Origin of the sequence: Caballeronia catudaia (assembly GCF_001544755.2) — a bacterium.
Taxonomy (GTDB): domain Bacteria; phylum Pseudomonadota; class Gammaproteobacteria; order Burkholderiales; family Burkholderiaceae; genus Caballeronia; species Caballeronia catudaia.
In genome coordinates this window covers 1-10,733 of record NZ_FCOF02000048.1, presented here as the reverse complement: position 1 = coordinate 10,733, position 10,733 = coordinate 1, and the positions used below count along the sequence as shown (strand labels likewise).

Below are 10,733 nucleotides of genomic sequence, written 5' to 3'. Positions count from 1 at the left end.
CTTGATCACGGCTGTCAGTGAACGGGAGAATTGAAAATGACGCACGTGGTGGTCGAACGGAGCTTTCCGATGCCGCAGTCGGACGAAGACCTGGCGGCGGCCGAAGATCGGTTAGCGCCATGTAGCGAACTTCGTGGCGTCGTGTGGAAGCGCAGTGTCGTTTCGCTCGATCGCAGACACATGATCTGCGAGTACGAAGCGCCCGATGCGGAAACGGTTCGCGAGGTTCAGAGAGAAGCCGGCGCCGCGTTCGATCACATTTGGTCTGGCGAGATCATTAGCGGGTAAGAACGACTTGAGTTCCAGTGCGCAAGCGGTTCACGACGATGGGGACGCCGGTCTGCGAAGTGGTGCTCGTCGGATCGGAAGATACGCCGATGGCACCGGTGACGGTAGACGCATTGAGCTTGCCCCGGAGGGGCCCGGCCGACGGTCGCCGAATTCGCCAGAAATCTCACGGACAGCCTGCTGCCTCACTGGGCTTACAGGCGTGCGCACGGTCGTTGCCCCAGCGCGGCCTCATCAATCGCGCGCGCCAGGGCGGCCGACGGAGTCCACCGGCCCCCTTGCGCGATGAATCGAGCTGTCGCGTCGACGACAGGTTGGTTGTCCTCATCTGCGGATGAAGCAATGACAGGGGCAACAATTGATTCCACGAGAGCAAATTGTTGCTCTTCGAAGCGACCGGGGTCGACTCGACCTTCAGCGTCAAGAGAAAGTACCGAATACGTGGTTCTAATGATGCGCGTCGGTTGCCTGGCCACTAATTCAACGACCACGTTGGCCATTCGCGCCCGTTGCCCTGCAAAGGCGGCCAAACTGTGACTCGCCGGATCTCGAAGCATCCGGTCGAACTTGCTGGTTGACAGCCGCCAGAGGGCATCGTCGGGGCCGACGAGAAACGTGCGAGACGAAAATCGCATGGTGGTACCTCTTGCTCGTATCAACGCTGAGACCTCACGCTCGGTACGAGAACGCCAGCGTGGCGCCACCCGTACAGAGTCGGTTCCCACAATCGACGATACGCAGTTGGACCCCGAGTTGGCAAGAGGACACGCGTATTGGAACCAGGTTCGCCAAGGGGGCAGCAACCGGCCCATGAACGGCCTTTCGAGGTCGTCCTCCAGTTTCTATGCCCGGGGCTCCCTAGGCCCTTGCTCAACGACCGTTTTGCGGCGGCCAAATCACGGGTGACAGTGCCGCCATCCGGCCGCGTGCGGCCGGTAAGGCACGTCGGGACGGGCTGCCCCAGCAGCCGAAAACTTACACCAGGTAGTTTACTTTTTCATCAAGCAAACTACACTATGCGGTGTACTTCACCAAAGTAGTTCCTTTGGGGCTCCCGGACTGGCCAGCACCAGATCCATTTCTTATCCGCACGTGCCTTGGCGGCTGGAGCTGACTGCCTGCCACCTGTCCGCTTCCGAGCCCCGCCTTATCGAATGAAATCATAGGAGAAGCGCGAATGTACCGAGCTCCTGATCAGCGGGGGCGCCGTATCGTCATTACCGGAGCCAATAGCGGCACCGGCAAGGAGGCGACTCGGCGATTGGTGGCAGCTGGGGCCGACGTCATCATGGCTGTACGCAGCGAGTCGAAAGGCGATGCCGCCCGGCGGGATATACGCAAGGAGTTTCCAAGGGCATCGATTGAGGTCCGTATGATGGACCTCTCCAGCCTCGCGAGTGTGAGGGATTTTGGCAACCACCTGCTCAGGGAAGGACGCCCTCTTGACGTGCTCGTAAACAACGCAGGGATTATGATGCCGCCAAGGCGTGTACTGAGCCCCGACGCATTCGAGCTACAGTTTGCGACCAATTTCCTTGGCCACTTCGCACTGACCAATCTGCTGTTGCCCCTTTTGCTTGAAGCGAAGTCCCCTCGCGTCGTCACGATGACAAGCAGTGCCGCAATTGGTGCCAAAATCGTTTTCGACGACCTTCAAGGCGAAAGGTCGTACAAGCCCATGACGGCGTACGCGCAGTCCAAGCTAGCCTGCCTGTTGTTGGCAAATCGATTGGCAGAGATTGCGCGCGAGCGTAGCTGGCCCCTGCTCAGTACGAGTGCCCATCCAGGTCATACACGCACCAATCTACAGACGAGCGGTCCGAATATGGGTACTGATTCAACCCGCAAGAGGCTAGGGTTCCGACTTGTACCGTCCATGGACGTGAAATGGGCCACGGACTCGCTCTTGCAGGCGGCGGTCGATCCCAAAACGACTCAGGGCGAATTCTACGGCCCCCGCTTTCTGCTCGTCGGGAACTCGCACGTTGCCAAACAGCCCCGATCCGTCAAGAGCGCGGATTCAATTCGCCTGTGGCAAGTAGCAGAAGCATTGACGGCGACGAGGCCACCGCAGGTGTGACGAGCCCCCGCTGTGCGGCCGCCATTACCCATTGGTACCCCCGCCGCGACGACAGCATAACGACCTTGCAAACCAGTCAATAGTTGCTCGCGAATGTCCGCAAACGGGACCGCTGAAGGTCTCCTCCGGGTCGCGTGCTGCCCGTCGTGCAAAACCGGGAGCGGTCTGGAACGGCGGGGCAATGCATCTACGCAGTCGCCGGGAGATTTGCGTCGGCTCGTGTTCGGCCACCCTTATAATCCCGCATGACTCCATCCATCTCCCACGCAGCAAGTTTGCGGTCGCCCGCACCGGCTTCTCGATTCACCGGTTTGTTGGTCGTGTATACCTCAGCGGGCCATTCACCATCCACGGGTGTGGAATGCACGTTCCACGCGCCGCGGTCGACGATCGTATGAAAATACCCAAACGACTTGCACCGCTTCTCGAAGAAGGACTTATCGACGAAGTCATCGGCCAGTTGATGAGCGGCAAGGAGGCAACAGTCTATGTCGTGCGCAGCGGCGAATCGACGCGTTGCGCCAAGGTCTACAAGGACGCGAAGCAGCGCAGTTTTCGGCAAGCCGCGTCGTATCGGGACGGTCGCAAAGTGAAGAGCAGCCGGCAGGCGCGGGCGATGGAAAAAGGTACGCGCTACGGCCGTCAGATGCAGGAAGCGTCATGGCAGAACGCTGAAGTGGACGCGCTGTTCCGGCTCGCCAACGCAGGTGTGCGCGTGCCGCAACCCTATATTTGTACCGACGGCGTGTTGCTGATGGAACTGGTGATCGACGAGGTGGGTGACGTCGCACCGCGGCTCAACGACGTCGATCTAACCGAAGCCGGCGCCCTCGAACTGCACGCGCTGTTGCTGAACCAGGTTGTCCGCATGCTCTGCGCGGGCGTAATTCACGGCGACCTGTCGGAATACAACATCCTGCTGGGAGCGGATGGGCCGGTGATCATTGATCTGCCACAGGCCGTCGACGCGGCCGGCAACAACGAAGCTGCCTCGATGCTCAAGCGAGACGTCGACAACCTGGCCACGTACTTCGGACGGTTTGCACCGCAAATACTCACCGCGAGTTATGGCTCCGAGATCTGGGCGCTCTTCGAAGCAGGGCGGCTGCAGGTCGATGCCGAACTGACCGGTCGCACCGAAGTCGACACGCGCCCTGTGGACCTCGACGGCGTGCTGCAGGAACTCGAAGAGACACGTCTTGAGGAAGACGCGCGAGTGCGGCGACAGCAGGAACTGAGCGCACGCCGGTAACCGTGCTCGGTGTAGCCCGAAATTGAAGGTCTTCGAAGACGTCGCCCGCCCGGGCAGGTACCCAAGCTCCAAATCATAGCCGTATTCTATGAAACGGCAAGCCTGATAGCGTCTATTATCGGGATAGCGTTTCAGGGGTAAAATCGGGCTTTTCTGATTTACTAACGAGGGGAGAGGGCCGTGGTGCAAGGCTTGCCGCCGGATCGCGACGAAAACGACGGTTCGAACGGCTTTGAGCGGTGGCCCGCCGAGGCGCCGACCGCCGCGATCGCGCGCGTGGTGCTGCAGCTCGACGAAGCGATCACGCTCAAGCGGCGCGCGGCCGCCGCGCGCCTCACCGCCCAGGGCGACGCGGTGCCCTTTCTGCCGATCAAGCCGTCGCGCCTCGAACTGGCGGTGGTCATTGCGCTGGCCGAGACCTATGGGGCCGCGCTCTATCTTGATGCGCGCTTTCTGCCCGTGCTCGACTTCATGGCCGACTATGGCGCGGTGAAGTTGGTGCAGCGGGTGATGTATGGCGCGCGCCCGACCACCGACTTCGAGGTCACGGTGTACGCCGCGGAAAACGCGCGCCTGGCCGCGCTGCTGCGCGACGCCCGCACGGCGTTCGAGTTTCTCTGCGCCACCTGGCCCGAGGTCTTCATGGGGCAGGCGAGCGAGGCGCTCGCCAAACTCGGGCTGCCGCGGCTGCATGCACCGGCGCCCCCCGCACCGCGTGAACCACCCCTCGAATCGGAGGACGGGGAGCCCGACGATGGGTAGGCACGATAAGCGCGACACCGCCGCCCGGCCCGCCCCAAAAGCACCCCCCGAAGCACGCCCCAAGGTGGCCCCGCAAAAGTTCACCGCCAAAACGCCGCGCGCCCCGGAAAAGCTCACCGAAAAAGTCACCGAAAAGCTCACCGAATCACTCACCCTCGAGCGCCGCTACACGACCAAGGATTTCACGGCACTGCGCGCGTACGTGCAACGCATCGCGCCGGCGGTGATCGCGCGTACCTACTACGATCCCGACGAGGATCCGCACGCGGCGACGCCCGGCGCGATGGAGCGGCATCTCAACACGATGCTGGGCGCCCTGGTGGCGCTCGCGCTCGCGCACGGCTCGAGCGCGCTCGCGGAACACTTGCGCGCGTCGATTCGGCAGCACGGGCGGCCGTTGCTCACCGCGGTCACATTCCGCACGGTCGCCGACGCCGCGCAACTCGCCGCGGCGCCACCGCATCCGGATCATCCGATCGGCGCCTGGCTGCGTCCGCGCGTGGCGCGGCGGTTGAAAGGCGAGGGCATTCAGACCCTGGGCGAACTGGTCGCGTTCTGCAATCGGCGCGGCGGCAGCTGGTGGCGCTCGATTCCGCGCATCGGCCCGGGCCGGGCGCGCGCGATCGTGAGCTGGCTACGCAAGCAGCGGGCGTCCCTGCAACTAACGATCGAAGCCGACGTCGACTCCGAGGAACAGGACGGCGTGCCGCTCGTCGCGGCCGACCTGGTCGAGGTCGTGCCGGCTGCCAAGGTGTCGGGATCCGGCCCAGGCGGCGGCCCGAGCAGTGGTCTAGGCGGGAGCGGTCCAGGCGACGGGTCTGCAAGTCGACTCACCGAGCGACTCACCTTGGCGCCGCTCGAGCGCCTCGCAGTGCCGCATGCGCTCTCCGGCGCCGATGGTCCGTACCGAGGCGAAAACCGCGCGACGGCCTTCTGTTATATCCAGGCGAACCACGATCTCGATGCGGTGCGCGCGTATCTGAACCGCTTTCGCGATCAGCCTAAGACACTGCGGGCGTACACCAAGGAGCTCGAGCGGTTCCTGTTGTGGGCGGTCGTGTTGCGCGGCAAGGCGCTGAGTGATCTGCGGGTCGACGACTGCGAGGCGTACAAGGACTTTTTGAAAAGCCCCGATCCGCGCTTCGTGGGTGAGCGCTTCCCGCGGCACTCGCCGCGTTGGCGACCCTTCGCCTCGTCCACCTCCGCTGCGGCCGCCGACGGTCAGGCTTCGCTGTCCGCAACGCTTTCACCTGAGTCGCAGCGTTACGCGGTGCGTGCGCTGCGTGCGGCGTTCTCGTGGTGGGTCGATGTGCGCTATCTCGCCGGCAATCCATGGAAGGCCGTCAACGATCCGGTGGTGATCAAGCGGGAACGCGCGATGAAGATCGAGCGCGCCTTACCGGCTGAGCTGTGGCGCAAGCTGCGTGGTGAACTCGATCAGCGGTCGGCCGAAGTGGGGGGCGCGCAAGGCCGTATCGACACGAACAAGCGCAGGTCCGGCGTGCCGTGGCGCATGGACACGAACAAGCGCCAAGCCGGCGTGCAGTGGCGCGATGGTCGAAGCGGCGTGCAGTGGCGCGCCGTGCGCGCGGCGATGCTGTTGATGGGCGATTCCGGTCTGCGACGCGAAGAAGCCGCGAGCGCACGGCGCGAACATCTGCGCCCTTCATCCTTTGGAACACCCGAGCGACCAGTCTGGGAGCTAACCATCGTCGGCAAGGGCCAGCGCGAACGCACGGTGCCGGTGAGCGCCGCGACGCTGAACGCGCTGCGCGCGCATTGGGCCGACCGGGGGCAGGATTTTGATGGCGCGACCGAAGAAGACAAACAGAGCGGGCCGCTACTGAGCCCCATCGTCATTCCGTGGACGGACGCGTCACGCCGGCGACATCGAGCGGGGCAGGGCGCGGAAAGCGGGGAGGGGCAGCCTGTGGGGCAACGTGCGAAGGAGGCGGGCTACACCGCGGATGGACTGAACCGGCTGATTAGTCGGATGGTCACCGAACTGATTGAGACGATGGACGACTTGAGCCTCGATGAGCGGCGGCGACTTGGGCAGGCCAACGCGCATGCGCTCCGCCATACCTTCGCCACCGAGTCCGTCGCCGACGAGGTGCCCGTGGATGTTGTGCAGAAGGTGCTGGGGCATGCGTCGCTGCAAACGACGACGATTTACGTCCAGGCCGAAAAGCAGCGGGTGGTGGAAGAGGTGGCGCGCTACTGTGCCGGCGTCGCTGCGCATAAGACGGGGCCATGAGCAGCCCATCCGTCGCCGCACCGCGTAACTGCAAAAACAATCGCTTCCCGGCGCTTTCTCCCAGGCACCCGCATCATCGTCGTCGACAATGAGCACCGCGATCGGCGGCGAGACTCAATCAAAAAAACCACGAGTCCATAAACCAGGGGTTGAAATCATGACGGCAAATAATAGTGTCACGCGATTGAGCAACGCGTATGCCTCGCTTCGTGGCTTGCTCGGGCCTTTGCACCACACGGCACCCCTCCGATGCGCTATAGTATCTAAAGGTACTACCTCCGAATACAGGTGCCGCATGGCAACAAGTATCAAGCTCGATGACGAGTTAAAAAACCGCGTTCAGCAGCTTGCTGGTCTGCGTGACCGATCAGCGCACTGGATCATGCGTGAAGCGATCACCCAATACGTTGATCGCGAAGAGAAGCGGGAGGCGTTCAAGCAGGACGCAAAACGCGCGTGGGACGAGTACCGGGCGACAGGCCTTCATGTCACGCACGAGGAAGCTGACGCATGGTTGGCCAAATTGGAAGGCGGCGAGGACACGGAGCCACCTGAGTGCCACGAGTGATCTGGGCTCCATCTGCGCTCAATGATGTGCAGCGCCTGTACCGCTTCCTCAAGCCCCAGAACATCAACGCTGCGCGACGCGCTGTCGCAGCGATCCGTGCCGGTGCGAAGGTTCTAGCGGACCAACCTCGCGCGGGGCGCCCGGTTGATGATATGGATTCTGAATTCCGTGAATGGATCATTGACTTTGGAGACAGCGGTTACGTCGCTCTCTATCGTCTCGACGACGAAACTGCTGTCATTCTGGCTGTCCGCCACCAAAAGGAAGTCGGCTACTAGAACATCGTCGGGCCGGCAGTTCGTTGATCGAACCGGCCGCTAAAACACGCTTCTTCACGAACTTAGGATTCCTGATAAGGCATATTATCGGGATGGCGTTCACGGGTAGAATACTCGAATTCGCATTTACACTTCAGGGGAGCGGGCCGTGGGACAAGGTTTGTGGCCGGATGACGCCGACTCACGCGACGATCCGGACCACCGGCGCGATCGAGCGAACGACGCGTCACAGCATCCATTCCACGACACCTCGCCGATCGACGCGCGCTGGCCGAGCGCGGCGGTCGCGCAGGTGGTGCTCGCGGTCGACGCGGCGATTACCCTCAAGCGCCAGGCCGCCGCCGCGTGGCTGACCGCGCACGGCGATGCGGTGCCGCTGCTGCCCGTGAAACCCTCCTGGCTCGAACTGGCGGCGGTGATCGCGCTGGCCGCAACCTATGGCGCCGCGCTCATTACGCTGCCGCGCTTCCTGCCGGTGATCGACTTCATCGCCGACTATGGAGCGGTCAAGCTGGTGCAACGGGTTATGTACGGCGCCCGGCCAACCACGGACTTTGACGTCACCGCCTATGCCGCCGAAAATGCACGCCTCGCGGAGCTGCTGCGCGAGGCGCGAACGGCGTTCGAGTTCCTGTGCGCGAGCTGGCCCGAGGCGTTTCTGGCGCAGGCGAGCGCGGCGCTTGCGCAACTCGGACTGCCCCGGCTGCGCGCACCGGCGCCACCGTCAACGAACGGTCAACGAAGCGGCCGCGACGAGTCAGGAGACGAGCCGGGCGACAAGTTAGATAAGGAGGAGGGCGATGCCTGAGCGCGCGCATCTGGCGACCGCCTCGTCCCCGGAAAAGCTCACCGGGTCACTCGCGCTTGAGCGGCGCTATACGACCAAGGACTTCACGGCGCTGCGTGCGTATGTCCAACGCATTCCGCCCGCGGTGATCGCGCGTACCTACTACGATCCCGACGAGGATGCACATGCGGCGACCCCCGGCGCGATGGAGCGGTATCTCACCGCGCTGCTCGATGCGCTGGTGGCGCTCGCGCTCGCGCATGGCTCGACCGCACTCGCGGATCGCCTGCGTGCGTCGATTCGCCAGCATGGGCAGCCGAACCTCACGGCGGTGACGTTTCGCATGGTGACCGAGGCGGCGCAGCTGGCGGCGGCGCCGCGGCTGAAGGGCGAGGGCATTCAGACGCTGCGCGACCTGGTGGCGTCCTGCAACCGGCGCGGCGGCGGCTGGTGGCGCTCGATTCCACGCATCGGCCCGGGCCGGGCGCGCGCGATTGTGAGCTGGCTCCGCAAGCAGCAGGCATCGCTGCAACTAACGATCGATCGCGACGTCTACTCTGAAAAACAAGACGGCGTGCCGCTGATCGCAGCCGAATTGGTCGAGGTAGTCCCGGCCGTCAAGGTGACAGGAAGCGGCCGAGGCAGCGGTCCAAGCAGCGGTCCGGGCGATAATCGAGAGGAGGCTCGATTGACGCTCACGCCGTTCGAGCGCCTCGCCGTGCCGCACACGCTCTCCGGCGCGCACGGGGAAAACCGCGCGACGGCCTTCTGTTATATCCAGGCGAACCACGACCCCGATGCGGTGCGCGCCTATCTGGACCGTTTCAGCGATCAGCCGAAAACCCTGCGCGTTTACACCAAGGAGTTCGAGTGCTTCCTGTTATCGGCGGTGATGCTGCGCGGCAAGGCGCTGAGTGATTTGCGGGCCGATGACTGCGAGGCCTTCAAGGATTTTTTGAAGAGCCCAGATCCGCGTTTTGTGGTGAGCGCGTCCCCCGGCACTCGCCGCGCTGGCGGCCGTTCGAGGCGTCGACTGGCGGATCAGCTTCACTATCAGCGGAACCGCACCGCTATACCATCCGGGTCCTTCGCACCCCGTTCAACTGGTGGGTTGATGTGCGATATCTGGCCGGAAACCCGTGGAAGGCGTTCAATGATCTAGCCGTGATCAAGCGTGCGAGTCCGATGAAAATCGAGCGCGCGTCAGGAGCGATCGCTAACCAGTGAATTGTAGAAGGATCCATCAGCACAAAACTCGACGACGACCGGCACCCGCTTGCGGTTCCATGGGTATGAGCAAAAAGAGAACAGACATTGAGCAAGAAAGCTAAAAACCAATCTGCGAAAAAGCAGTCTGGAAAGCCGCCTGCCGCTATGCAGCTTTTTCGACGCATCGTGCATTCAGCAAAAACGCCAAGAAGTGGCTTGTCGCGAGCGCGTGCAGCGCTGCCTCCAGAGAGCTTCCCGGAGATCGTGCGTGAACTGGGTCGGCAGTCCATCTACAAGCCCCTGTTGGCGCCCACTGCCTTCGCACGAACACTAGGTGACTTCACTTCTAAGCCACGATTGATTCGGCTGGAAGCAGACGCTGAAATTTTGTGGACTGCTTCAATCCTCGCTTTGTACCGGGACGAACTTTGCAGTTTCGTTACCCTGCGCGACCAGTTCTATGAGTCGTATCTTCTTGGTGACTTGGTGGGGGCGCTAGATTCTCTCCAAAAAATAGAGGAGCAGTTCGGCGTCTCAATTTGGCTGCTTAACCAGAAGGTTCAGATTCTCCAACTACACGAAGGACTCAAAGCACAAAAAGACTTGCTGGAAGATGTTGTGAACACGCCAGGTTTCAGCCAATACGCGGCGTGGCTTGTCTACTATTTTAGTGTACGCGCCGAGGAGAATGTCTCATTCGCAAGCCTCGAACAACAGGCGGGGGACATCCTTCAAATTCCAGAAATGGGCGACTATTGGTTAAGTCATGTGCTCCCGTACGACCTCACGCAGGTTGAAAATGTCGCGACGCCGATCGCTCACGAAGAACCTCATCCCATCATTGATCGATACGAGACCTTCGTCGCGATGCTTCAGGTCTACGCCGTTCGAGTCCAAGCATCGGCTATGCCTCGTCTTATCCTGGCACTCAAGCAAATGGACGGCTTCCCAGACGTTCGCATAACGCGGCTGCAAGAGGTCTTTAGTCTGCGCGAGCTCGGCTCGGTCGACGTGACGCTGCCGGCTGCCGACGCCTACACAGCCGGTCGCTATGAAGAGCTTCTTCCTTCTCATGGAGACAACCTCGAGCTCATCGCTCGCGCCAGAGTGATGTCTGGCCTCGGTGATTCGGGTAGTGTTGAATGGTCGATAAAAAGGGCTCTTTTGAAAATGAAGTGGGGTGTGCCAAGAACGCGAGCATCAATCGACCGATGTTTGCGGAGCTTTACCAAAGATGAAGGAAGGCCCTTCG

Annotated in this window: 10 protein-coding genes and 1 pseudogene; 10 read left to right on the top strand and 1 reads right to left on the bottom strand. The window is 62.2% G+C overall.

Annotated features, from left to right (window positions below; genetic code table 11):
• Window positions 1-36 precede the first annotated feature (36 nt).
• Complete coding sequence (locus AWB75_RS30750; protein WP_061127788.1) at window positions 37-288, top strand: DUF4242 domain-containing protein; 252 nt, start codon at window positions 37-39, stop codon at window positions 286-288.
• A gap of 194 nt (window positions 289-482) precedes the next feature.
• On the opposite strand, the gene AWB75_RS30745 is transcribed toward AWB75_RS30750, so the two are convergent.
• Window positions 483-923: a hypothetical protein gene (locus AWB75_RS30745; protein WP_235012304.1), complete on the bottom strand. Its 441-nt coding sequence runs from the start codon at window positions 921-923 to the stop codon at window positions 483-485.
• Between the two features lie 542 nt (window positions 924-1,465).
• Between AWB75_RS30745 and AWB75_RS30740 the strand changes: the two genes are divergently transcribed.
• The 9 genes and pseudogenes from AWB75_RS30740 to AWB75_RS30700 form a co-directional block, all read left to right on the top strand.
• Entirely contained in the window at window positions 1,466-2,368 is a 903-nt protein-coding gene (locus tag AWB75_RS30740; RefSeq protein WP_061127786.1) for an SDR family oxidoreductase, read from the top strand.
• 394 nt (window positions 2,369-2,762) lie between these two features.
• Window positions 2,763-3,620, top strand: a complete 858-nt coding sequence (locus AWB75_RS30735; protein WP_061127813.1) for a PA4780 family RIO1-like protein kinase — start codon at window positions 2,763-2,765, stop codon at window positions 3,618-3,620.
• A 180-nt stretch (window positions 3,621-3,800) separates the two neighbouring features.
• Window positions 3,801-4,382 carry a hypothetical protein gene (locus AWB75_RS30730; RefSeq protein ID WP_061127785.1) on the top strand — a complete coding sequence of 194 codons (582 nt, stop codon included), beginning with the start codon at window positions 3,801-3,803 and terminating at the stop codon, window positions 4,380-4,382.
• Window positions 4,375-6,639, top strand: coding sequence for a site-specific integrase (locus AWB75_RS30725; protein ID WP_087087029.1), 2,265 nt, complete (start codon window positions 4,375-4,377; stop codon window positions 6,637-6,639). The genes AWB75_RS30730 and AWB75_RS30725 overlap by 8 nt, the downstream gene beginning before the upstream one ends.
• Window positions 6,640-6,934: 295 nt before the next feature.
• Entirely contained in the window at window positions 6,935-7,207 is a 273-nt protein-coding gene (locus AWB75_RS30720) for a CopG family ribbon-helix-helix protein (protein ID WP_061127784.1), read from the top strand.
• Window positions 7,195-7,485 carry a type II toxin-antitoxin system RelE/ParE family toxin gene (locus AWB75_RS30715; protein ID WP_061127783.1) on the top strand — a complete coding sequence of 97 codons (291 nt, stop codon included), beginning with the start codon at window positions 7,195-7,197 and terminating at the stop codon, window positions 7,483-7,485. Before AWB75_RS30720 ends, AWB75_RS30715 begins: the two co-directional genes overlap by 13 nt.
• 148 nt (window positions 7,486-7,633) lie before the next feature.
• Window positions 7,634-8,293, top strand: a complete 660-nt coding sequence (locus tag AWB75_RS30710; RefSeq protein ID WP_235012303.1) for a hypothetical protein — start codon at window positions 7,634-7,636, stop codon at window positions 8,291-8,293.
• Window positions 8,286-9,434 (top strand): phage integrase family protein, encoded by a 1,149-nt coding sequence (locus tag AWB75_RS30705; protein WP_061127782.1) that lies wholly within the window; start codon window positions 8,286-8,288, stop codon window positions 9,432-9,434. Before AWB75_RS30710 ends, AWB75_RS30705 begins: the two co-directional genes overlap by 8 nt.
• A gap of 152 nt (window positions 9,435-9,586) precedes the next feature.
• Window positions 9,587-10,733: pseudogene (locus tag AWB75_RS30700) on the top strand (hypothetical protein); the annotation flags it as partial.

What these genes read in the sequence shown, in the direction of transcription:
- AWB75_RS30735 (WP_061127813.1), top strand. Translation starts at nt 2,763, where the DNA reads ATGAAAATACCCAAACGACTTGCACCGCTTCTCGAAGAAGGACTTATC.
- AWB75_RS30725 (WP_087087029.1), top strand. Translation starts at nt 4,375, where the DNA reads ATGGGTAGGCACGATAAGCGCGACACCGCCGCCCGGCCCGCCCCAAAA.
- AWB75_RS30720 (WP_061127784.1), top strand. Translation starts at nt 6,935, where the DNA reads ATGGCAACAAGTATCAAGCTCGATGACGAGTTAAAAAACCGCGTTCAG.
- AWB75_RS30750 (WP_061127788.1), top strand. Translation starts at nt 37, where the DNA reads ATGACGCACGTGGTGGTCGAACGGAGCTTTCCGATGCCGCAGTCGGAC.
- AWB75_RS30745 (WP_235012304.1), bottom strand. Translation starts at nt 923, where the DNA reads ATGCGATTTTCGTCTCGCACGTTTCTCGTCGGCCCCGACGATGCCCTC.
- AWB75_RS30705 (WP_061127782.1), top strand. Translation starts at nt 8,286, where the DNA reads ATGCCTGAGCGCGCGCATCTGGCGACCGCCTCGTCCCCGGAAAAGCTC.
- AWB75_RS30740 (WP_061127786.1), top strand. Translation starts at nt 1,466, where the DNA reads ATGTACCGAGCTCCTGATCAGCGGGGGCGCCGTATCGTCATTACCGGA.